The 22,818-nt window shown below is 32.1% G+C and carries 20 protein-coding genes; 7 read left to right on the top strand and 13 right to left on the bottom strand.

Going from position 1 to position 22,818, the window contains the following annotated elements; genetic code table 11:
- Positions 1-2: 2 nt before the first annotated feature.
- From ACYEKI_RS06330 to ACYEKI_RS06320, 3 genes are all read right to left on the bottom strand, one after another.
- On the bottom strand, positions 3-1,622 hold the full coding sequence (locus tag ACYEKI_RS06330; RefSeq protein WP_459210329.1) for an LPXTG cell wall anchor domain-containing protein: 1,620 nt from the start codon (positions 1,620-1,622) through the stop codon (positions 3-5).
- 2 nt (positions 1,623-1,624) lie between these two features.
- Positions 1,625-2,491 carry a DUF58 domain-containing protein gene (locus ACYEKI_RS06325; protein WP_459210328.1) on the bottom strand — a complete coding sequence of 289 codons (867 nt, stop codon included), beginning with the start codon at positions 2,489-2,491 and terminating at the stop codon, positions 1,625-1,627.
- Positions 2,492-2,613: 122 nt separating this feature from the next.
- Positions 2,614-3,615, bottom strand: coding sequence for an AAA family ATPase (locus ACYEKI_RS06320; protein ID WP_459210327.1), 1,002 nt, complete (start codon positions 3,613-3,615; stop codon positions 2,614-2,616).
- A gap of 266 nt (positions 3,616-3,881) precedes the next feature.
- Between ACYEKI_RS06320 and ACYEKI_RS06315 the strand changes: the two genes are divergently transcribed.
- The 3 genes from ACYEKI_RS06315 (at position 3,882) to ACYEKI_RS06305 (ending at position 6,638) form a co-directional block, all read left to right on the top strand.
- The gene (locus ACYEKI_RS06315; RefSeq protein ID WP_459210326.1) at positions 3,882-4,643 is read left to right on the top strand and encodes an SDR family NAD(P)-dependent oxidoreductase; all 762 of its coding nucleotides are present in this window, start codon (positions 3,882-3,884) and stop codon (positions 4,641-4,643) included.
- 127 nt (positions 4,644-4,770) lie between these two features.
- On the top strand, positions 4,771-5,907 hold the full coding sequence (locus ACYEKI_RS06310; protein ID WP_459210325.1) for a DUF5929 domain-containing protein: 1,137 nt from the start codon (positions 4,771-4,773) through the stop codon (positions 5,905-5,907).
- 2 nt (positions 5,908-5,909) lie between these two features.
- Positions 5,910-6,638 (top strand): metallophosphoesterase family protein, encoded by a 729-nt coding sequence (locus tag ACYEKI_RS06305; RefSeq protein WP_459210324.1) that lies wholly within the window; start codon positions 5,910-5,912, stop codon positions 6,636-6,638.
- A 17-nt stretch (positions 6,639-6,655) separates the two neighbouring features.
- Here the strand turns inward: ACYEKI_RS06305 and ACYEKI_RS06300 are convergent, their stop codons facing one another.
- From ACYEKI_RS06300 to ACYEKI_RS06255, 10 genes are all read right to left on the bottom strand, one after another.
- Positions 6,656-7,510 (bottom strand): carboxypeptidase-like regulatory domain-containing protein, encoded by an 855-nt coding sequence (locus tag ACYEKI_RS06300; protein WP_459210323.1) that lies wholly within the window; start codon positions 7,508-7,510, stop codon positions 6,656-6,658.
- Positions 7,511-7,518: 8 nt separating this feature from the next.
- Positions 7,519-8,553: a lysophospholipid acyltransferase family protein gene (locus ACYEKI_RS06295; protein WP_459210322.1), complete on the bottom strand. Its 1,035-nt coding sequence runs from the start codon at positions 8,551-8,553 to the stop codon at positions 7,519-7,521.
- Positions 8,543-9,739 (bottom strand): arginase family protein, encoded by a 1,197-nt coding sequence (locus tag ACYEKI_RS06290; protein ID WP_459210321.1) that lies wholly within the window; start codon positions 9,737-9,739, stop codon positions 8,543-8,545. The genes ACYEKI_RS06295 and ACYEKI_RS06290 overlap by 11 nt, the downstream gene beginning before the upstream one ends.
- Positions 9,736-10,851 carry a zinc metalloprotease gene (locus tag ACYEKI_RS06285; protein ID WP_459210320.1) on the bottom strand — a complete coding sequence of 372 codons (1,116 nt, stop codon included), beginning with the start codon at positions 10,849-10,851 and terminating at the stop codon, positions 9,736-9,738. The genes ACYEKI_RS06290 and ACYEKI_RS06285 overlap by 4 nt, the downstream gene beginning before the upstream one ends.
- Before the next feature lie 111 nt (positions 10,852-10,962).
- Positions 10,963-11,112, bottom strand: a complete 150-nt coding sequence (locus tag ACYEKI_RS06280) for a hypothetical protein (RefSeq protein ID WP_459210319.1) — start codon at positions 11,110-11,112, stop codon at positions 10,963-10,965.
- A 560-nt stretch (positions 11,113-11,672) separates the two neighbouring features.
- Entirely contained in the window at positions 11,673-11,921 is a 249-nt protein-coding gene (locus tag ACYEKI_RS06275; RefSeq protein WP_459210318.1) for a hypothetical protein, read from the bottom strand.
- Positions 11,922-11,965: 44 nt separating this feature from the next.
- Complete coding sequence (gene prfH / locus ACYEKI_RS06270; RefSeq protein ID WP_459210317.1) at positions 11,966-12,571, bottom strand: peptide chain release factor H; 606 nt, start codon at positions 12,569-12,571, stop codon at positions 11,966-11,968.
- Positions 12,568-13,125 carry a hypothetical protein gene (locus tag ACYEKI_RS06265; protein ID WP_459210316.1) on the bottom strand — a complete coding sequence of 186 codons (558 nt, stop codon included), beginning with the start codon at positions 13,123-13,125 and terminating at the stop codon, positions 12,568-12,570. Before ACYEKI_RS06265 ends, prfH begins: the two co-directional genes overlap by 4 nt.
- A 120-nt stretch (positions 13,126-13,245) precedes the next feature.
- Entirely contained in the window at positions 13,246-14,643 is a 1,398-nt protein-coding gene (locus tag ACYEKI_RS06260; RefSeq protein WP_459210315.1) for an RtcB family protein, read from the bottom strand.
- A 22-nt stretch (positions 14,644-14,665) separates the two neighbouring features.
- The gene (locus ACYEKI_RS06255) at positions 14,666-16,117 is read right to left on the bottom strand and encodes a PcfJ domain-containing protein (RefSeq protein WP_459210314.1); all 1,452 of its coding nucleotides are present in this window, start codon (positions 16,115-16,117) and stop codon (positions 14,666-14,668) included.
- A 496-nt stretch (positions 16,118-16,613) separates the two neighbouring features.
- On the opposite strand from ACYEKI_RS06255, the gene ACYEKI_RS06250 reads away from it, so the two are divergent.
- The 4 genes from ACYEKI_RS06250 to ACYEKI_RS06235 all read left to right on the top strand — a co-directional run bounded on the left by ACYEKI_RS06250 (position 16,614) and on the right by ACYEKI_RS06235 (position 22,797).
- Positions 16,614-17,033, top strand: a complete 420-nt coding sequence (locus tag ACYEKI_RS06250) for a MarR family winged helix-turn-helix transcriptional regulator (protein WP_459210313.1) — start codon at positions 16,614-16,616, stop codon at positions 17,031-17,033.
- A 263-nt stretch (positions 17,034-17,296) separates the two neighbouring features.
- Positions 17,297-18,448, top strand: a complete 1,152-nt coding sequence (locus ACYEKI_RS06245) for an SPFH domain-containing protein (RefSeq protein WP_459210312.1) — start codon at positions 17,297-17,299, stop codon at positions 18,446-18,448.
- Between the two features lie 67 nt (positions 18,449-18,515).
- Positions 18,516-19,625 (top strand): TFIIB-type zinc ribbon-containing protein, encoded by a 1,110-nt coding sequence (locus tag ACYEKI_RS06240; RefSeq protein ID WP_459210311.1) that lies wholly within the window; start codon positions 18,516-18,518, stop codon positions 19,623-19,625.
- A 301-nt stretch (positions 19,626-19,926) separates the two neighbouring features.
- Positions 19,927-22,797, top strand: a complete 2,871-nt coding sequence (locus tag ACYEKI_RS06235; protein ID WP_459210310.1) for a T9SS type A sorting domain-containing protein — start codon at positions 19,927-19,929, stop codon at positions 22,795-22,797.
- Positions 22,798-22,818 lie beyond the last annotated feature (21 nt).

Below are 22,818 nucleotides of genomic sequence, written 5' to 3'. Positions count from 1 at the left end.
CGCTACTTTACATTTTTAAGTTCTACCGAATTTACAATACGATTCACAACATCTCCAGCATAACGATCTTCTACATCGTTTACTACAATAATTTGTTGAAATCCTTTTGCTTCAGCAAAATTCAACATCACATATTCTTTTTTCAGAGTCTCTTGGGTTGTTTTATTTTCTACTTCAAACGTTCCATAAATTTTAATCCCTTTCGCTCCAGCTAAGGTTTGATATTCTTCGTCTTTTACTGTAATATTTTTTGCTCCCATTTGTTCAAACTGTCCTACTACTGCTTCTACTGTTTTAGACAAATCAATTGGCTCTTGTTGTTGAGGATTTCCTTGTTGTGTTGTTATTTGCACAAATAAGCTTTTGAAAAAACTACCATAAACAAAAGTTTCATTTCCTTTTAAGATTTCCTTTTGTTCTTCTGTTGTTTGATAGTTATTACGTATCAATACCTCTGGTGTGTAAATTGTGACAGCTGGTATTCCATAAGCACTTGTAATCCATTCTTTCTCGGCAAGTGTTTTGGTAGGATGACCTAATAAGGTATCTTTTACTATATCAACTCCTTTTACAACACTCCATACTCCTAAAATTAGAATCACTGTTGCTACAAGTCCTATTCCTCCATATAAGAATTTCTTGTTACGTTTTTTGATCGCAACTTCTTCTTGGTATGTTTCGTCTTCTAGTAATTCTTCTTCTGTAGGTTCTGGTATAGCTTCTTTGGTTTGGTTAATAATTTCTTCTATACTATTACGATCTGCTTTTGCTGTTCCTACATCTGTTTTTGTTTTTGCAAATTTTGCTAAATCAGCAGTTTCTAAAACTCTTTTTAATTCGTCTATAGTATGCTTTTCTAAACTTAAATCTCCTGATTTTTTTTGTTCATTAAGAATAGCTATCAACTCCTCTGTTGTACTTTCCATCGCATGATCATAAACCTCTTCGTTTAAGTACTTTCTTGCAGCATCTGTTACTTGAGAATAGTATTCTTTATAAGAATCTTCTTCTAATAGGTTAGATTCATCAACTTTTTTAAGCGTTAGCATCGCTCTTTCATAAGGTGGTAGTTCTTCTTCTTTTATCTCTTTTTCTTTTTTCTTTTTAAAGAAATACCATCCAGCTGCGCCTACTAATCCAAGAATAATTAAAGCTATAACCCAATTGATCCATCCTGTACTTAAAGGTGCATCTACCTCAACCATAGGCTTGATCGCATACATCTTTTGTTTGGTAGTATCAACGACAACATCTCTTACGGTTACACTTATTGAATCGGTATAAAATGCCTTTTCATTAATAACAATCTTCTGTCTTGGTATCTTATACTGACCAGAATCAAATTGAGTTAATGCATATTTCTTGATTAACTTTAATTTACGCTCGTTATATGTGCTATCTGTTTTAAGAGATTCAATAACTTCTAATGGATTAAATGTTTTTCCTTCTGGAAAAATCACCATTGCTGTTGAGTCCACCTCAACTTCCATAGTGTATTGTATCGCTTCTCCTATTTTTATCTCATTTTGATCAATACTTGATTTTATCTGCGGACTATCTTGCGCCTGCGATAATTGTATCGTGATCAAACTTATGATGATATATATAAATACTTTATTCATTCTTATCCTCTTCTCTTAAAGTACCCTAATAACTTTTTAACATAGCTCTCATCTATTCTACTGCTCAATGATCCTGCTCCACTACGATTAAAACTATCTTTAAAATAGGTTACACGTTCGTTGTAGTATGCCGAGTATTGTTGACGAACTTTCTTTGACCCTGTATTAACCAATAGTGTTTCTCCTGTTTCTTCATCTTGCATCGGAACCATTCCTAAATTAGGAATTTCTTCTTCTCTTCTATCGTATACACGAATACCTGTAACATCATGTTTTTTACCTACAATCTTAAGTGTTTGTTGGTAATCGTCTGCAATAAAATCTGATAGTATAAATACAATTGCCTTCTTCTTCATCACACTACTCAAATACTTAAGTGCTAATGCTACATCTGTTTTTTTACTCTTAGGTTCAAATTCTAATAGTTCACGGATGATACGCAACACATGTGATTTTCCTTTTTTGGGTGGTATAAATAACTCTATCTCGTCTGTAAAGAGTATCAATCCTATTTTATCATTATTCTGAGTCGCAGAAAAAGCAAGTGTAGCGGCAATTTCTGTAATTACCTCTCTCTTGAATTGTTGTTGTGTTCCAAAAAGCTGAGATCCGGAAATATCGACCATCAACATCATTGTTAGTTCTCGTTCTTCTTCAAACACTTTTACATAAGGCTCGTTATATCTAGCGGTTACATTCCAATCAATATTTCTAACATCATCTCCAAATTGATATTGACGTACTTCACTAAATGTCATCCCTCTACCCTTAAATGTAGAGTGATATTCACCACCAAATATATGATCGCTTAATCGTCGTGTTTTGATCTCTATTTTCCGAACTTTTTTTAAGAGCTCTTTAGTATCCATGTGCTCAACTCCTTTTCTTTACAATACTATCTTCTTTTTATACTATGTCTTTTATGCATAGTTTATCTTGTTATCTCCATAACAAAACATTTTATCGCTTCAATCGCAATTACCTCAATTGATTAAGGTACTTCGATTTCGTTTACGATTTTATTGATAATATCTACAGAAGTTACATTCTCTGCTTCTGCTTCATACGTAATTCCTATACGATGACGTAGTACATCATAAACTACTGCACGCACATCTTCTGGAATCACATAACCTCTACGCTTAATAAATGCATAACATTTTGCTGCTGTAGCCAAGTTGATACTTCCACGAGGAGACGCTCCAAATCCGATCAATGGTTTAAGCTCTGCTAGATTATATTTTTCTGGATAACGTGTAGCAAAGATGATATCAAGAATATATTTCTCGATTTTCTCATCCATATATACTTCTTTTACTGCTTTTTGAGCACTAATAATCTGTTCTACAGAAACTACAGCGTTTACTTTTTCAAAACTTCCTTTAAGATTAGCTCTTACAATTAGTTGTTCTTCTTCTAATTTTGGATAATCTATTACAGTTTTAAGCATAAAACGGTCAACCTGTGCTTCTGGTAATGGGTATGTTCCTTCTTGCTCTACAGGGTTTTGCGTTGCCATTACTAAGAATGGTTTGTCTAATACAAAAGTTTCATCTCCAATAGTAACTTGTTTCTCCTGCATCGCCTCTAATAATGCACTTTGTACCTTTGCTGGAGCACGGTTAATCTCATCTGCCAATACAAAATTTGCAAAAATAGGTCCTTTCTTAATAGAGAAATCATTCTCTTTTATATTGTATATCAAAGTACCTACTACATCTGCAGGTAATAAATCTGGTGTAAACTGGATACGACTGAAAGATCCTTGTACTGCTTTTGACAATGTATTAATTGCCAATGTTTTTGCCAGCCCTGGAACACCTTCTAGCAAGATATGTCCTTGCCCTAATAATCCTATAAGTAATCGCTCTACCATTTGTTTTTGACCTACGATTACCTTGTTCATTTCCATGGTAAGTAAATCTACAAAAGCAGATTCTCTTTCTATCTTTTCGTTTATTGATTTAATGTCAATAGAATTGTTCTCTTCCATTTATAGTATCTTTTAATGCCGTGAATTTACTATTACTATATAAACATTGCAAATTCTTTCTATATTTCACAATGCTTGTTAATTCTTGGTTAAATTGCTAGTTATAGTCGTAGCTATCGTTATTTAATTTCTATATTTTCGATGTTTTTCTGTGCATTTTATACACTTTTTTGTCTAGTGCCTTTGGCACTAACACATTCCAAAAGACGAATACTATTTTACAGTGTTGCACAGAAGCTTTAATTATTATTTCTATTCTCAAAATTATGACAAAAACAGCCTTAATCACAGGAGCTACTAGTGGAATTGGAAAAGCAACAGCTATTGCTTTTGCAAAACACAATATAAATCTAATCATTTGTGGAAGAAGAAGAGATCGCCTAGAAACTTTACAACAAGAACTTTCTTCTCTTGTACAGGTTCATATTTTATCGTTTGACGTAAGAGATAAAGCAGCTGTTAGTTCTCAACTTGATTCTTTACCTACAGCATTTCAAAATATCGATATCTTGATCAATAATGCGGGTAATGCTCATGGTCTAGATACTATACAAGATGGTAATGTTGATGATTGGGATGCTATGATTGATATTAATGTTAAGGGATTACTCTATGTGTCTAAAGCAATTATCCCAAATATGATTAAAAATAAATCTGGACATATTATCAATATTGGATCTACAGCTGGAAAAGAAGTTTACCCTAATGGTAATGTATATTGCGCTAGTAAACATGCAGTTGATGCTATTAATAAAGGAATGCGTATTGATTTGAATCCATATGGTATTAGAGTGGGTGCTATTCATCCTGGATTGGTAGAAACGGAGTTTAGTAATGTTCGTTTTAAAGGAGATGATCAACGTGCTGATAATGTATACAAAGGATTTGACCCTTTAAAACCAGAAGATATTGCAGATATTATTGCTTTTGTGGTTACACGACCATATCATGTTAATATTGCCGATCTTATTGTACTACCTACTGCACAAGCATCTAGTACTATTGTAAACAAAGATTTGGGTGATTAATACTATTGTTCTTTATTTTTAAGTAAATCATTAACATCTTAAAAATGAAACTCGTATTTTTAATTTATACTTCTGAAACTTTTAGAAAAGGATTTAATCCTAATTCATTTGTGTAAAATACAATACCATGCTAAATAAACGTCTTCTTATCAAGAATCTATTAGCGCATAATGACGAGAATAGTTTTTATGATAAGAAGCGTAAGCTCAATATTGGAGAAAAAGAAGGTAAAGCTAAGTTGTTAAAGCATATTTGTGCCTTGGCAAATTCTAATCCTAAAAATAATTCGTATATCGTTATTGGAGTCGAAGATGTCAATAATCAAATTGTAGGTATTGATTTTTTTGATGATAGTAAAATTCAAAATCTAGTTAATGCTTTTCTCACTAATCCACCTGTTGTTTCTTATGAGAATATTCCATTCCCTGATCTTCCTAGTGATAAAGTTGTAGGTTTAGTAACTATTAAACCTCAAGAAAATCGTATTTGTTCGCTTAGAAAAAACCTTTGGAAATATTATGGTGGTATGGTTTTCTTTAGAGAAGGTAGTATAAGTTTACCCAAAAGCTTTGACATCGAAAGTAAGGATATCAATTCGGCTACTGTTAATGCTATAGAGAATCATTCTCAAAATAATTTGAAGCTTACTCTAGACAGTATTTTTGACTTTATGAATACTCGTAAAGATTATCATCCTACGTATAAAGTTTTTAAAGAATATTTTGTAGTCTGCTGGGCGGGTAAGCAGAAAAAAGAAAAAGATGCTATTTATTATTCTAGGGTAGATATTGAACTTATTAACGAACAAGTTCGATTGTTTTATTCAGATTTTGATGAAGTGAGTATTACAATTACCGAAGATTCCTTCAGAATCATTGAGTATATCCATATAGGGTTACCTCATTATTATCGTTATTACCCTCTTGAAGAAGTCACTATTACTTTTTTAAATAGTGCTCGTTATGATATCGAACGAAAAATCCTTTTTAAACCGCCTCAATTTGATCGCAAAACGCTTCATCATTTATACAATAGCAATAATGCACTTTTAGAAAGGTTAAAACGAGGTGTTCTTTTATCTGAAAATGAAAAACTAGATCTCACAAACCTGCCCGCCACTTATCTCATCTGTTATTTCAATGATTTTCAAGAAGCTAGATTTAAACTAGAAGAAGCTAAGCCTTTTTTAAAAAATTACGACAAAAATATTTATACCTTGTATAAAGAAAACATGCGCATACTACGCAAAATCAGATACAGTTAATCATGAAACGTACATTAGTTATTGGAGATATTCATGGAGGTTATAATGCTTTGATACAAGTTTTAGATCGTGCTCAAATCACCTCAAATGATACTTTAATTTTTTTAGGAGATTATGTCGATGGATGGAGTGATAGTCCTCAAGTAATTTCATATCTAATTTCTTTAAAAGAGACTCATGATTGCATCTTTTTAAAAGGTAATCATGACCAACTGTGTTTAGACTGGTTATTGACCAAAAAAGATAACCCCAAATGGCTCTTACATGGTGGAAAATCAACTATAGATGGATATAATAAATTAACTACTGACGAAATTAAATTGCATATCGAATTTTATGAATGTTTAAAAGATTTTTATATCGATACTCAAAATCGCTTGTTCCTTCATGCTGGCTTTACAAATCTAAAAGGTCCTGAACAAGAGTATTTCCCTAGGATGTGTTATTGGGATCGTACTTTATGGGAAACAGCATTGGCATTGGACCCCAGAATAGCCAAAGATGATCCATTATATCCTAAACGCTTATTGTTATATCCAGAAGTTTATATTGGTCATACTCCTGTTACTCGTATAGGTAAAACTATCCCTGTTCAAGCTACTTGTGTCTGGAATATTGATACCGGTGCCGCTTTTAAAGGTCCTATCACTGCTATGGATATCGATAGTAAACAATTCTGGCAAAGTGATCCTGTGTATATACTTTATCCAGAAGAACGAGGTCGTAACTAAATGTGCTTTATTTTGTATTAATTCTCATATGTCAGTTTCATTGCTGACGAGATATTTTTATATTTTTTCCATTTACTTTGGCTACCAAATTTGTAATAATGTGTAGCAAATAATGATGGAATTTTAATAGGTAAGGATAATTTAGATCTTTGTTCTCCTTTATAATCTACCCATTCTACTGCTATCATAACATTACCATGAGTTATGATTTCGTATGGTGTTAAATCTACATCAATCCATCCTTTTTGATTTTTATTTGCCTTAGTAAGGATATTACTTTTATTTATTTTTTTTAAAGGTTTATCTCCTTCTAATGCATATATATTTATTCTAAATGTAATTTCTTCAAATGTATTTTTATTGATATAGAAGCTAAATGCTGTTAGTTCACTTGGCTTTTTATTCTTGAGTTTAAATTTTCTACCTATTGCTGCTCCTAAATTTTGATTTTTCTTATTGGTTATAGCAAAGTTAACTGCTCTTGACGTATTTATTTTTTCGTTTCCTGTAGTATATGTCTTAGTATTTTTAGGTCGGAGAATTACCGTTTCAAGTGTTTCAATTTCTTTTGATAGCACTATAGTATTCAGTTGTTCTTTTTGTAGTGATTTTAATCCAATCTTATATGGTTGATGTCCTAAAAATGAAATCTTGAGCGTATCTTCTTTATGTAAAGTTGCATCTAAGTATATACTAAATTCACCTTGAGCGTTAGTGACAGTTCCTATATCTTTATGCAACACCCCTACATTAGCATATACTAATGGTCGTTGTTCTTCGTCAAGAACAAGTCCTTTAACTATTACTTCTTGTGCCATCACTTGAATCGTAATAAAAAAGAAGAAAAAATAAACTACTCTTATATGATACATGCTAAAGTTTAATACAGTATTTCTCGTTCTAATTTTTGTCCTAATTTACTGTCAACTTCATAACTTAAATAGGTATGTTTATCTAAAAAATAAGAATCTTTTACAATCTTAAACGGAACTATATGATCATAATAATTAGTGATATTTTCTTCAGTAATTTCATCATTAGATTTTGCAGCATATAGTGCTCCATCTATCCATTTATGCATATAAATCCACCCTTCCCACTGTGCAGGGTATTTTTCTAAGCAATTCACAAAAACATTATAAATAGCGTTCATTGTTCTTGCTACATATTCATTTTTTGATTCTCCTTCTTTTTGAAGTTCTAATTGATTAAAAAAATGTAAATTGATATCATGATCAGCTGTTTGATATGTTAGTACTGGTGTTATTTTTGCTTTTAGTAATAGTGATAAATAACTTACTCCTACTCTACAAAAAATCGATCCTTTTAAAAATGGTATTTCTAATAAATTTCCATTTTCTGCACTTTTATTTCCTCCTGTATTACCATCTAAATAAATAATTAAATTGCTTTTGTTTTTCAAAGCTTTCATTATTTTCCTGAAGGAATCTGGTTGCTCTGCATTTATCACATTAAACGTACTCCCGTTCTTATAATGCGCTTCAACTTTTTCATGAGTATCAATAAAGTCTTGTCCTTGTTTAAGAAAAGCCTGATCATCTACTAATAACGTAATATCTGTACCTAATTTTGTCAAATACGAATTGAGCATTCTATATGCTCCCAGATGATATGTTGCAAAAATCTCTGATTGCAACGGTTGTGATAAATCAACAGATGCTGATTCTCTAATCACATTTATCTCGTCGATAGCTTTAAAATTACCTTGTTGTAGTTTTGTATAACTCTGGTAATACACAATCTTTTTATAATATTCTTTAGCTTCAGCTATATCAATTTTATTACTATAAAAATTATACAAGTTTGCATAAGTAAATGCAAAATGTTTACTGTGCCTATCTATATATTTCTTTTCTGGATTAAATATATTATTCTTTAATTCATCAAGATTCATGTTTTTCAGTTTTAATATAGGTTAGTAGTTTTATCAATAATTGAATGGCTAAACTCTGGGTAATATCTCCGATATCTTTTTTAGGATTAACCTCAACTAAATCAATTCCTATAATATTGATTTCGCTTAACAAGTGATAGAATAGCTTATATAATTCTTCTATTAATAATCCGTTAGGTTCTGGTGTAGCGGTTGCTGGTGCTATAAAAGGATCCAAAACATCAATATCAAGAGTGATATAATAGTTCTTATTTTTATCCAGCTTTTTTATTTTTTCAAGGTTTTCTTTAATTGTAGCAGCATATGTAATCTCTAGCTTATCATGTCGTTTTGGACGTAGGTTACTTATACCCCGTATACCAAACTGATGATACTTTTCTAATTTAGGTAATTGTAATGCCTTCTTAACAAAGTTACCGTGATGGTGCCCTTGATTCATATTCAAGATAGGATCATATTCTGAAGTATATATATCGGTATGTGCATCAAAATGAATCACACTAAACGGATTTGCAGAAACCACACCTATACCTCTCAATACTGCATAAGTAATAGAATGATCACCTCCTATATAAAATGGTATTTGCTGTCTAGCTATAATTTTTTCTGTAAAAAAGGTGATTTTTTCATAGATCTGAAAAGCTGTCTCATGTTTATGAGCAAAAATATCTCCTCCATCTGCGACCATATTATTCTTAAATAAATGATCTAAATGATGTAAATCAGTAGTTTTTGTAATGCCAACAGCATTAAAATCACAAGTTTTAAAATCAAGGTTATTTTTTTTAGAAAGTTTACGTAATGAACTAGGAAAAAGCTTAGTTTGATCATCTATATAATTCCCATCACCAAAAGGAATTCCCATTAAGACTACCTTCGCTTCATTAGTATATGCAGGGAGATTAAACAATCGATCATTATATTCTATTGTTTTGAATGCTCCTTCTTTTACTTCTTCTTCTTTAATGATAATCTTTTTTTTGATCAAAAAAGAGGTATTATCCTCATTAATTTGTTCATTTAAAAAATTAATACTCATCATTTTACTCCTATTTTCAACTAAGAAACTAGAAATGTAAGGATCTCCAATCATGAACTTTTTTCCAGAGATAATGTCTATCAAATTTACTTTTTCACTAATTCTCTTTAGTCTATAAAAAGGTGATAATATATACTCTTCTTTCATAATATCAGCTTTTTAATAAAATTGATAATCGATAATATTAAAATCAAAAGAATCATTATTGACACTATCGCTAATCCTAAGATTTTGATATCTATTGATGCTTCTGTAGTATTAAGTTCTATAATAGCCAAAGAAATATTAGCACTTCCCCACAAGATCATTTTTGTATAGATATAAATCATAAAAAAGATCTTTAAAACGGCATAGACACTTAGTGTTAATGGTGTTTTTGAATCTTGTTTTCTAAATGTAATAAGCTTTTTAATGAAGGTATTTGATTTCTCGCTTAGATTAATAATTCCTACTAAATCACTATATATCCAATAACCATCAAATTTAAAGAACGGATTAAGATTATAGATACACATTGCTATATTGGTAATTATAATACTATGTAGAATATCTTTTAAAATTAGATGTTGAATTCCTGAAAAAAGTATGGCTATCAATATGATATTAACTAAGAGTTGAAAATAGATTCCTCCTAGATTAGCGATAACTCTTTTTTTATTTTCTAGTTTCCATAGCGCATTCATATCTGTATAGAATGCCGGAAATATAAAATAGAGACAAAATCCTACTTCTTTGGGCATGATATCATAAGTATAAGCTGCTGTCGCATGTCCCAACTCATGTACAATTACTGATATCATTACACCTAATGTTATAGGAAGAAAAAGATTAAGTGTTGCTTGAGAAGAAATAATATCAGTACTAAAAAAATACAGTGTATTGATTAATATTATTATTGTTAATAGTGAAAAAAATAGTTTCTCCTTAAAAAGAAACTGTAGCATTTTCATTAAAAATTCAACATTCTTAGGTTTAAAAACTGTAAAAATCTTCTTGATAGATTTCTTTGAAGCTTTTTCTGTTAGCATAGGAATTATTTGATCGTCAATCAAATTTTCTAATTCGGTTCTCGGAATTGCAACTAACTGTTTATTTTCTACTTCGTTTATGAGATGATCTCTAGAATAGGTTTCTACATTAATAATCTCAAAGATTTTTTTAATAGTTTCTCCTATGAGATAATGATTACCATCATTAACTTGTAATAAAAACTGCCCGTTCTCTGCTGTTTCTTCTATTCTAAAAGAATTTAATTTCATTATCTCTAGATGTATACCAACGAAAAGTTTATGTTTTAATTAAAAGTTTACTGTATTCAGATAGCGGAAAACTATTATAGTTTCCGCTATCACAGATTCGTTCAGGTCTAATTATCCTCCGAAACCAAATCCTCCACCAACATTAACATCTACGTCAACATCAGTATCATTTCCGCTACAACGTCCAGAACAACATCCTCCGTCTCCAGCAGATAATTCGTGTCTGTCTTCTAGTTCAATGATAGAAAGTCCATTTTTCATGATTAGTAATTTTAAGTTAATTAAATGTTTATGCCTACTCTATTATGGCTTTTCGGTTACCGCCAATACATACTAAAACTCCTATTTTAAAAACTGCTTTATCATAGTTCACTGATAAGCAGCCATCTAATTTCAGATTGCTAATTTATACTTGGAATAAGAGATAATTTGTGACACACATCACAATATGCCTTTAGTCACAATTACGTTAAAACCATAAAAAACAGTGTTTTAAGTATATTTTTAAGTTTAAAAAGACATAAACAACATCTTGACATTAAAATATTTACAACAAACACAAACAATTATCATCATACACCTCAAAAACCTCTTTAGTTTATCATAATCATATCGTTTTTTAACATTTTTTAACACAAAAATCACAAAACAAATACATCTAATAGTCGTATAGTATCAGAATTTACAATCTCATTTATTATGACAAACTCAAAAACAAAACATATAAAAAGAAAAACTCAGGCATGACAGTAGTCATATCTGAGTTTTAGTTGTTTTTGATTTATTGTAGAAGAGGCTTCTACATTATAGTTCTCTAATTTTTAAAGAAATATGCATCCACATCCTATTTCACCTTCCATACATAAACGTAAGGGCTCGGTACAAGTATCGCCACCACCGTTTCCGTTATCATCTTTATAACACAAACCATCTGCACCGCAATACGAACCGCCAGGACAAACTCCATTTACATTACAAAATCCAATTGGGGTTCCAGAACCATTAATTATAGATTGTTGTTTCTTGTTTAGAATTTCAACTCCCTTTAAATTTAAAATGTTTTTTTTCATGATATTGATTTTTATGATTTAACATAAATATATACTTTTTAAAATCATAACTCAAATACTTTCAATGCATTTCCTCTTTGCAATTGCCTATGTTTTAACCATTGCATCTTTTTGGCATCCTTTTCATTTTCTCTCTTTCTACGTTCAAGTTCGATACTTAAGCGCTCCAAAGCTATTTTCTTATTCATAAGTTGGGATCGCTCTCCATCTGATCTTGTAATAATTCCTGTAGGAATATGTTTTACCTGCACAGCAGTCTCAACTTTATTAACATGCTGACCTCCTGCTCCAGAACTTCTACTCGTTTTTATTTCTATAGCTTTTAAAGAGAAAGATTCTTGCTTGGGCATCTCAAAAACATGCACACCAACATACCAATTTTTACGTTTATAAAATTTACGATACGGACTTTTAAAAATCCATTGAATAACGCCTTCCCAATTCGCTTTAAAAGCATTTAAATCGCCATTTGTCTTTATCCAAACTGATTTATAATTGCCATTTGCTCCTCTATTCTTTTCTACAATTGTATAGGTATACTCTTTCTTAATACTTTGTAGTATTTTTTTTAATGTCAGTTTTACTGCCAGACAGCATTCATCAGGACCTTGACCCGATGATATCTGTACCCAAAACGTTTTCTGTTTCATTTCTTTCTTTTTTCTTTTTTGGTTTTGGTACTATTTTTAGTCTTATTCTTGTTCTTCTTTTTAGGGTTAAGTTCTGCTTTTTTTGCTTTTACCCTAGCTAATTGCTTATCCAAAAAACTTCTATATTCAGAATTTAACGCACTTATTTTTCCTGCTTTAAAGCAAAACTTTGCCTTATCATAATCTTTCTTCTTTTCATATAGTATACCCTCTGTATATTGTAGCTCAGCTACATCAATCCCAGGTATAGTCACCCCTATGTTTATGATTTTAAGCGCTTCTTCATAGGCACTTAAATCAATTAACAAGCCTATATAACACGTATATACAGGGATAAAATTATGATTAAGACTCAACGCCATTTGATAATGAAATTTTGCTTTCTCAAAATCATGTAATTGCTCCTGATAAATTTTTCCCAGCAAATAATGTGCTCCTACATGATTATAATTTGCGCTAATCACATAGTGTAACTTATCTATACATTCTTCTATATCATATGGATAATTATCCAGTGCTTTGATATATAATATTTCGTGTGTATCTATTGCCATTTTCTTTTAACTTTCATTAGGGCATTCCTATACAACATAACATTGTCTAGGTCGGGCTATCCATTATATCTTTTACCTTTCAGGATAAAAGGATGCCATTACTATCCCTAATGCATTTCTTTAATTTTTATCCATCCTAACGATCTTAGGGTGAAACATTCCTACAACATCAACCAGATCGGTTTGACTTGCCATCACTTTATGTATGTCCTTATACGCCATCGGTGCTTCATCAATTCCTCCTCCTAGCAACGTCACTCCATGATCCTTTAAAACTTTTTTAACTTCACTATTTGTGATAGAGTTCTTCGCTTTACGACGTGACAATTGTCGCCCTGCACCATGAGATGCCGAATGTATTGCTGCTAGATTTCCTTTTCCTCTTACAATAAATCCTGGTGCAGTCATAGATCCTGGTATAATTCCCAATACATTTTTTTGTGCAGGTGTTGCTCCTTTTCTATGTACAATCATCTCTTTACCATCCACTTCTTCTTTCCATGCAAAATTGTGATGATTCTCAATCGTTGCAAGAGGCCTTGCTCCCAATGCTTTTGACAAACGTCTATGGATATCACGATGACAAGCAGATGCATATGTTCCAGCCAAGTTCATAGCGATCCAATATTCTTGTCCATCATGTGTATTGAGATCTAACCAAGCTAGATGTTTTGCTTCTTGAGGCAAAGGTGTTTGTTTCATTGCTAGCTTTGTATAATGTTTTGCAATATTAGCTCCTAAACCTCTAGAACCACTATGAGATAAAATTCCTAAATACTTTCCTACAGGAACACCAAACTCATTATTAGGATCTGTTATTTCTACACTACCAAATTCTACAAAATGGTTACCTCCACCAGAACTTCCTAATTGTTTATACGCTTTATTATAGAGTTTTTTAACCATAGGAATTTCTTTAAAAGCATGATGTTCTAATACCTCATCCATAGGAACTTTATCATGTATTTCATAAGCTCCAAATCGTGTATGTTTTTGCAACATTTGTACATATTTATCTTTATGTCCCTCTAGATAAGAGACATTGATATCATAAATACTTAAGCTCATTCTACATCCTATATCAACTCCTACTCCATACGGAATGACAGCTTGCTCTGTAGCTAGGACTCCGCCAATTGGCAATCCATAACCAGCATGACCATCTGCCATTAATGCTCCTTTTTTAGCTATTGGTAGTTTTAAAGCCGTAAATAATTGTCTTTTTGCTTCTTCTTCAATACCATTTTCTCCATAAATTGTAAACGGAACTCTATGCTGTTTTAACTCTTGTGTTTTTATTTCTACAGGAGTTACCAATGCTTCTGCTATTTTTCCTACATAACCATCTCCTACATATTTTTCTGGATTTTTTAAAATTGTTTTTAAACGCTGTAAGACCTTATCTTTTCGCTCTCTTTTATAATGTTTTAGCATTGTATCTATCGCGATGCTGATTGCTTTACCTTTAGGGTATCCTATATTGATAAGGTCTTTACCTTTTAGTTTTAATTTTGCCATAATTTTATCTTTAGCTGATTGACTAAAGATTCACATACCACCATATTAATCTTACTATAAAAAAAATACCAATTCCTATTTTAGGTAGGGATACTTCTACTTCAAGATTTATTTCTGATCTCGTTTCTCTCTTTAGTCTTACTTCTTCTACCCAATCTCTTACTGGAATTATATCTTGAATTGTATTATTAATTCCTTCAAGAGTTTCTGGGTTTCTTTCCATTTCGTTGGGTACTGCTCCAACTTCTTCTATTGTAATGTTAACTCGTTCTATCCATAGCTCAAGAATTTCCTGAGCTTCGCTACTAATCATTTCATTGTATTTTGCCTGTACTTCTATCAGTTCTTTAGTTTGAGGTTCAATTTCAATAGTGGCTAGTTTTTCTACTTTATCATCACTATATTTTCTCATAGAAAAAATAGCACTATCACCTATAAAACAATCATCTGCATAAGAAGCCACACAGTGGTGCATATCATAACCTTCAACATACAATTCTCTAGAATCAAGCAACTCGATAATTTTATACGTAACTTTTTTATTATCAATTATTTTACCTAGACTAAATGCTGGAATATTTGAAGATTCCCATCGCATATAGTTTTGTTCTTCTCTAAGGTTGTTCATATGATTTCTCCACTCTTCAGTTTGTCTTTTCAACGCATCAAGTGTTCTTCCTTGCATTGTATATGCTGCATTTCTTTCTATAACAAAAGATAGATATGCTAAGATTTCGTCAATCTCATTAAATGCAATTTCATGTCTCGCAAAAAAATGTACTACTGTACTCCAGAATTGCTCATGACCTTCTACTCTCGTTAATCCTGACCATATCATTTGTTCAGTTTGAGAATCACTAGCACCATAACCTATTGCTTGTGCTCTAATTAGAGCTTGTGCTACACTAAATCCTTCAGGAGTCTTTTTAAACTCGTGAGCCATTTTTTTGGTAAAACCAAATGGTAATCCGATTAGTTTTTGAACACTTTTTCCTGCACCTAGTTGTACATACCACAACATGTATTTCTTTTGTTCTTCAAAAAATGAGGAAATCAAAAAATCTGGTGTCTGATAGTATTCAAAACTGTGTTTAATCAATGATTTCAATTGCTCTTCTGGCAATTGAGACGCTGGTTCCCATTCGGTAATGTTATTTACATATCGATTACCAAAAGCACTAATACGATAAAGTACCTCTACATAAGCTATAGTATTTAAGATCTCATAACATTCCTTTATAAACAAATGCATCAAGAGTTCTTTTAATGCTGCTCTTCTCCACGTATTTTTCTTTTTACTCGTTTTAGAAAAATACATCCACAACATCGAGGCTACAGTCCCTTTATAGCCTTGGGGTTTGTTAGGTGCTTTGTATATCTCTTCTACAAGAGAAAGAAAATTACTTTTTGCTGTAACTACAGTCTCATTCGCTGTTTCTTGCGTTCTCTTATCTGTTTCATATAGTGTTTCCATGATGTCATATACAATAGTTTTAAGATTAATATTTGATGACCGAAAACACTATGGTTTACAGTCAATTGCTAATTGATTACTTTTTGCATGCTTTAGTAATTTCTCGGAAATAAAAAACCCTGAGTTTGATGCTCAGGGTTCAGAAGTTTATTGTTAGTGTTCACTAACTTTTACAAAGAACCATGAGCCTATTTTGTGCTCCAGGATTTTCGATATGTAAAGTTATTTTGAACATCTATTTTTTATTTTTAATACATCGTCTTTGGTGACAAATGCGTTGCAAAAGTATATATTTATTTTTTATATCAAAACATACTAGTTAATTTTTATTAAATCTAATTAACTCTTTTACAGGGATTCACAAAATATCACTTGTCTATTCCTTTGCTCCTCTCTTGCATTTTTAGAGAAATCACTTCATATTTTCTCTTTAAATACTCCTCTTATTTTTTTGTAGTTTATAGCTTTATAAGACTATATTTATATTTTTGCTATTATGGATTTTGAAGCTGCTTTTAAAGAGTGTTTATATTATACTACTCATAGTTTACATCGTGAAATTGCTGTACTTGCAGAAGAGAGTTTTGCTTCTTTAGGGCTTACTCCTTCTTATGCATATTTACTTATGGTTATTTATCAATTTAAAGAAATATCTACTACAGATGCAGCAAAAAAAATAGGTTTACAACCTTCTACAGTCACAAGACTTGCTGATAAAATGGTATTGAGAGGGTATATTACTCGAAAACATGAAGGTAGGAATAGTTTATTGATAAAAGCAGAAAAACTTGACGATGAAATGGGAAAAATCTTTGCTTGTTGGAGAAAATTAAATGTTCAATACAAAGAACTTTTAGGAGAAAAACAAGTTGATCGATTAATCAAAATCATGAATACTTCAAAAAACAAATTATAATTTTTTTATATCAAAACAATGTATGTACATGCATTTATGTTTTCAATAAAAACCATTTATCAAAACAATTAAAAACAAAACCACCTATTAAACAAGAATTTAAACAATATAAAATAATGCATGTACATACATTTTAAATTATTTAAAAAATAATATTTTAGAAAAAAACATAACTTCATCATTTACTTTTTTGCAAAAACCTATACTCAAAATCTCTTTAATTTTTTTCGTAGCTTTAGAAAAACAATAAAAACAAACTACCAATGGGGATTTTTGACGAAATAAAGAAAAAGCTCAGTCACGAATTTATTGATATCGTAGAGTGGTTAGATAACACAAAAGACACTATCGTTCATCGTTTTGAACGTTATCAAAACGAAATTAAAAACGGAGCTCAACTTATTGTAAGAGAAGGACAAACTGCTGTATTTATAAGCGAAGGTCGATTAGCCGATGTTTTTACTCCTGGTACTTATACATTAAATACTCAAAACCTACCCATTCTTTCTACAATTAAAGGATGGAAATATGGTTTTAATAGCCCATTTAAAGCAGAAGTATATTTTGTAAATACACGTTTATTTACTGATGAAAAATGGGGCACTAAAAATCCAATTACACTAAGTGATGATCGTTTTGGATTTGTAGAAATTAGAGCATTTGGTACCTATGCTTTTAAAATAAATGATGCTGGAAAATTTATAATCGATATTGTTGGTACAAATGCCAATTTTACTAATTATGAAATTAACGAACATTTAAAAAGTTTAATAGCTACGCGTTTTACTGATACGATAGGAGAAGCTAATTTACCTATAGAATTATATGCTGCTAATACAAGTGAATTATCAGAGACTTGTTTAGAGGTTATGCAACCTGAGTTTAATTCGGTAGGAATATCTCTTGAAAAATTCTACATAGAGAATGTTTCTATGCCAGAAGAGTTAAAGAAAGAGATTTTTGAATATAGCCGTTTAGATAAATTAGACTTAGATAAACTAACCAAATTTAAAGCTGCAAAAGCTATTGAAGTCGCTGCTGCTAATGAAGGAGGAACTGCTGGTGCTGGTATGGGCATGGGTATGGGGTTTGTACTTGCACAACAGATGGGTGGTATGATAAATCCTATGCAAGGGCAACAACAAACTACACAACAAAACAATTATCAACAACCAGCTGCACCAAACACACCACCTCCAATGCCTGCTCAAGTGCAATATTTTTATGCATTAAACGGACAACAAGCTGGTCCAGTTTCTTTTGATCAATTAAAGATGCTATTTGCAAATCGTACAATTAATAAAGAGTCTTTAGTTTGGAAACAAGGTATGCCAAACTGGAGTCCGCTTAAAGACGTAGAAGAATTAAAAGCATTCTTAGGAGGAAATACGCCGCCACCGCTACCAAGCTTATAACTATTAATTATATTATTTTTTATAGACACTCTAGACAAGACTACTCTAGAGTGTTTCTAATTATATCATGGAAGAACAAAAAAAAGGGACTGCAGAACAAAAAAAATCTTGTATAAATTGTGGTGCAGAACTCACTTATAAACCAGGGTCAACACAAATTAAATGTGATTATTGCAGTCATGAAGAAGTTATTGATCAAAAGGGGCAAGAATTTCAAGAATTAGACCTAAAGCCTTATTTGGACGAGTTTGGTTCTCAATCTCATTCTGAAGAAATATTAATGCTACAATGTAAAAATTGTGGTGCCAATCAACATATCGAAGAAACTTATAAATCTCTTCATTGTGTTTATTGTACTATGCCTCTAATCATCGAGGATGCAAAAAAAGAGGATTGGATATTACCCGGTGCTGTTTTACCTTTTCAATTTGATCAACGAAAATCACATCAAATTTTTTCTAAATGGGTTAAAGGTCTTTGGTTTGCTCCTAATAATCTAAAAAAAGCAGCTCTTGACCCTCAATATACCAAAGGTTTATATTTACCCTATTGGACATTTGATGCACAACTTTATGCGCAATATAGAGGAGAACGCGGTGATTACTATTATGTTACTGTACCTTATACTACCACAGAAAACGGAAAAACTGTTACTCGTACTCGTCAAGAGCAACGAACTAGATGGACTCCAGCTAGTGGTGATGTAAGTGGGTTTGTTGATGATACATTGATCAAAGCCTCTAATCAACGTAGAAATCCTGTTCCTTCAAAAATAGCAAACTGGAACTTAGACTCTTTACAACCGTTTAACAGTAGTTTTCTAGCTGGTTTTGTAACAGAAAAATATACTATTCCTCTAAAAGAAGGCCATTTAGAATCTACCAAAGAAGCAGAGAATATAGCTCGATCATGGGCTAGACATGATATTGGAGGTGATACACAACGTGTTCACAAAATCAAAATGACATTAAATGAAGAAACTTTTAAACATATTTTATTACCTGTTTATATAAGTTCTTATCAATATAGTGGTAAAAAATATAATTTCTTTATTAATGGACAAACTGGTGCTATCTCTGGTAAACGCCCATATTCCTTCTGGAAAATTTTCTTTTTCATCCTCTTTATTCTTATTCTTTTAGGAATTATTGGATATATCGCTTCAAAAAATAATTAGTATATAAACTATCTTATTTCTAATCCCTCAAGAGTAATTATTCTTGAGGGATTTCTTTATTTACATTGCATCCTCAAAAAACACAACACACTGACAATCAACTAAAACCATATGTTTTTTATGGTTTATACACAGAGATAATTTACGTCTTTGGCGTAACTTTATGGGTAACAATAATTTAATCACACAAATCATGAAAACTAATCTTTTTTACACCCTGGTGTTGTCAATCTTGTGTCTTTATTCGACCCAAGCTCAAGACAACCCGATGAAAGCTTCCTCTCAAAGCAAAGCTGCTTATATGAGAGTTATTCCCCCACTGTCTTCTATGGACAATATTATTGCAGCCAAAGGTTTCGAACATGTAGCTCCTCCTAAAAGAAGAGGTACAAATACTGTAGTTCCAGGTAAGGGATTACCAAAAAATGGAGATCCATTAGTAATTGCACAAAAAAGTGCAGCTACTCGTCAAGCCAATACTCCCATCGCTTCATTTGGAGCTCATGCAGGAACTGTACTTAATGATGCTACTGGAGCTATAGGTCCTAATCATTATGTTTATGCATTCAACTCTGGTTTTGGTATTCTTGATCGCAACGGAAATGTATTACTTCCAGAGGCTTCTTTAGCAACACTTTTTCCAGGTGAAACCTTAGGAGATCCTGTTGTTGTATATGATAATTTTGCTAATCGCTTTATTATTATGCAGTTTAGTAATACACCTAATGGCTTTTTAATTGCTGTAGGACAAGGTCCTGACCCTGTAAATGATGGTTGGTATACCTATCGCTTTAATACAGGATCTTTTCCTGACTACGAAAAATTATCTATCTGGCACGATGGTTATTATATCACTGCTAATAAAGATCAAAATGCACCAGATTCTAATGATGTTGTTTTTGCTGTAGAACGTGATAAAATGCTCGTAGGTGATAACAATGTTCAAATGGTTGGTTTCCCATTACCTAATGCTGAAACTAATGGTTTTTATAGTCCTGGAGGGTTTAATGCTACTGGATCAACACTACCACCAGCAGGAACAGGACATCCAATTGTTTACTTACAAGATGATTCTTGGTCTGGGGTTAATACCGATCATTTAAAAATCTGGACAATAGATGTTGATTGGAACAACACTTCTAATTCTACAATTTCTTCTCCTCAAATATTAAATACAGCTCCTTTTGATAGTGTATTTGATGGAGGATCTTTTCAAAATCTTGACGAACCAGGTAATGGTCCCGATATAGATGCGCTACAAGCTACTATGATGTACATGACTAGCTATAGACGCTTTGCTACGCACAATTCTGCAGTAATGAATTTTGTTGTAGATGTAAGTGGTAATGATACTCGAGCAGGTATTCGCTGGTATGAATTAAGACAAACTGGTGATGGAGCTCCATGGACCATTCATCAAGAAGGAACTTATACACAACCTGATGGACATAGTGCTTTTTGTGGAGGAATCAATATGGATTCACAAGGAAATATAGGTTTAGCATATACTATTGTGAGTAGCACTGTATATACTTCTTTACGTTATACAGGTCGTTTGGCTAGTGATGCTTTAAATACAATGACTGTAGCTGAACAAGTAATAGTTGATGGAGATAGTCAAAATAACAGAGGCGATGGTCGTTATGGTGATTATGCTCAAATGACTATTGATCCTACAGATGATAGAACGTTCTGGCATATAGCAGAGTATATGAAAGGACCAACAAACGTAAGAAAAAGTCATGTAGTTGCTTTTCAGCTTGAAGCTCCAGAGCCAGACAACGAAGCACCAACTGCTCCAACTAATTTAACAGCTTCTAATACTACAGGTAGTACGACTACTTTATCATGGAATGCTGCAACCGATAATGTAGGGGTAACGGCTTATGATATTTATCAAAATGGTAATGTTATAGGATCTTCATCTACAACTTCTTATACCGTAACAGGATTAACTCCTCTTACTACTTACTCTTTTACTGTAATTGCAAAAGATGCTGCAGGTAATCAATCTCCTGCGAGTAATAGTGTAAGCGTAACAACTACAGATGTAAGTGGTTGTGCTAGTGGTGTAAACTTACCTTATAGTGAAGGTTTTGAAAACACTATAGGTGCATGGACACAAAATACTGATGACGACCTCAACTGGTCTGTTGATGCTAATGGTACTCCTTCAAATAATACTGGACCCTCTAGTGCTATCGAAGGTTCCTATTATATTTATGTTGAAGCTTCTGGAAACGGAACTGGTTATCCTAATAAAAGAGCAATTATCACTTCTCCTTGTATAGATTTATCTGGTGCTACACAAGCTAATGTTTCTTTTAAATATCATATGTTTGGAGCTACAGATATGGGATCTATTGCATTAGAAGCTAGTAGTGATGATGGTACAACTTGGACAACTATCTGGAGTGAAACTGGAAATCAAGGAGATTCTTGGCAAACAGCCAATATAAACCTAGCTTCTTATGTAGGAGCAGGAGTTCAATTACGTTTCAATAGATTAACAGGAGGAACTTGGAGAGCAGATATCGCAATCGATGATCTTAGTGTAACTTCTAGTAGTACTCCTGATCCATGTGAAAGTGGTGATTTAACATTAACTATCACATTTGATAATTATCCTCAAGAAACTTCATGGAATGTGACTGATAGTTCTGGTACAGTTGTGGCTTCAGAAAGTTATTCAACTGCAAATCCAGATGGTTCTACTATAACTGAAACAATCAGTAATCTTGCCGGTGGAGATTATACATTTACCATTTCGGATTCTTTTGGTGATGGTATTTGCTGTTCTTACGGTAATGGTTCTTATACTTTATCTAGTAATGGAGGTACCATCGTAAGTGGAGGTGATTTTGGAAATTCTGAAGCAACTGATTTCTGTATTTCTAATAGCGCTTCACTAAGGTTAAATACTTATCCGTTAAACGACACTAACAGTTTTGCTATATATCCTAATCCAGCTAAAAACACTTTAAATATCACGAACCTTAATGGAGATATCAGTCAACTTAAAATATTCTCTATGTATGGTATTTTAGTTCAAGAAGAAACTTCAAAAACTAATGGTAATCAAGTAGATATTTCTTCGTTAGCTTCAGGAACATATTTTGTAAGAATTGTATCTGGAGATCAAACAATTACTCGTAAGTTTATTAAAAAATAATACTTACTTTTCATATGTAAA

This window comes from Aquimarina rhabdastrellae (genome assembly GCA_947387485.1).
Lineage (GTDB): Bacteria > Bacteroidota > Bacteroidia > Flavobacteriales > Flavobacteriaceae > Aquimarina.
This window is presented reverse-complemented; position numbering and strand designations above follow the sequence as displayed.

What these genes read in the sequence shown, in the direction of transcription:
- ACYEKI_RS06305 (WP_459210324.1), top strand. Translation starts at nt 5,910, where the DNA reads ATGAAACGTACATTAGTTATTGGAGATATTCATGGAGGTTATAATGCT.
- ACYEKI_RS06245 (WP_459210312.1), top strand. Translation starts at nt 17,297, where the DNA reads ATGGGGATTTTTGACGAAATAAAGAAAAAGCTCAGTCACGAATTTATT.
- ACYEKI_RS06280 (WP_459210319.1), bottom strand. Translation starts at nt 11,112, where the DNA reads ATGAAAAATGGACTTTCTATCATTGAACTAGAAGACAGACACGAATTA.
- ACYEKI_RS06265 (WP_459210316.1), bottom strand. Translation starts at nt 13,125, where the DNA reads ATGGCAATAGATACACACGAAATATTATATATCAAAGCACTGGATAAT.
- ACYEKI_RS06325 (WP_459210328.1), bottom strand. Translation starts at nt 2,491, where the DNA reads ATGGATACTAAAGAGCTCTTAAAAAAAGTTCGGAAAATAGAGATCAAA.
- ACYEKI_RS06240 (WP_459210311.1), top strand. Translation starts at nt 18,516, where the DNA reads ATGGAAGAACAAAAAAAAGGGACTGCAGAACAAAAAAAATCTTGTATA.
- ACYEKI_RS06275 (WP_459210318.1), bottom strand. Translation starts at nt 11,921, where the DNA reads ATGAAAAAAAACATTTTAAATTTAAAGGGAGTTGAAATTCTAAACAAG.
- ACYEKI_RS06320 (WP_459210327.1), bottom strand. Translation starts at nt 3,615, where the DNA reads ATGGAAGAGAACAATTCTATTGACATTAAATCAATAAACGAAAAGATA.
- ACYEKI_RS06260 (WP_459210315.1), bottom strand. Translation starts at nt 14,643, where the DNA reads ATGGCAAAATTAAAACTAAAAGGTAAAGACCTTATCAATATAGGATAC.
- ACYEKI_RS06255 (WP_459210314.1), bottom strand. Translation starts at nt 16,117, where the DNA reads ATGGAAACACTATATGAAACAGATAAGAGAACGCAAGAAACAGCGAAT.
- prfH (WP_459210317.1), bottom strand. Translation starts at nt 12,571, where the DNA reads ATGAAACAGAAAACGTTTTGGGTACAGATATCATCGGGTCAAGGTCCT.
- ACYEKI_RS06330 (WP_459210329.1), bottom strand. Translation starts at nt 1,622, where the DNA reads ATGAATAAAGTATTTATATATATCATCATAAGTTTGATCACGATACAA.
- ACYEKI_RS06250 (WP_459210313.1), top strand. Translation starts at nt 16,614, where the DNA reads ATGGATTTTGAAGCTGCTTTTAAAGAGTGTTTATATTATACTACTCAT.
- ACYEKI_RS06295 (WP_459210322.1), bottom strand. Translation starts at nt 8,553, where the DNA reads ATGAATCTTGATGAATTAAAGAATAATATATTTAATCCAGAAAAGAAA.
- ACYEKI_RS06290 (WP_459210321.1), bottom strand. Translation starts at nt 9,739, where the DNA reads ATGAAAGAAGAGTATATATTATCACCTTTTTATAGACTAAAGAGAATT.
- ACYEKI_RS06300 (WP_459210323.1), bottom strand. Translation starts at nt 7,510, where the DNA reads ATGTATCATATAAGAGTAGTTTATTTTTTCTTCTTTTTTATTACGATT.
- ACYEKI_RS06315 (WP_459210326.1), top strand. Translation starts at nt 3,882, where the DNA reads ATGACAAAAACAGCCTTAATCACAGGAGCTACTAGTGGAATTGGAAAA.
- ACYEKI_RS06310 (WP_459210325.1), top strand. Translation starts at nt 4,771, where the DNA reads ATGCTAAATAAACGTCTTCTTATCAAGAATCTATTAGCGCATAATGAC.
- ACYEKI_RS06285 (WP_459210320.1), bottom strand. Translation starts at nt 10,851, where the DNA reads ATGAAATTAAATTCTTTTAGAATAGAAGAAACAGCAGAGAACGGGCAG.
- ACYEKI_RS06235 (WP_459210310.1), top strand. Translation starts at nt 19,927, where the DNA reads ATGAGAGTTATTCCCCCACTGTCTTCTATGGACAATATTATTGCAGCC.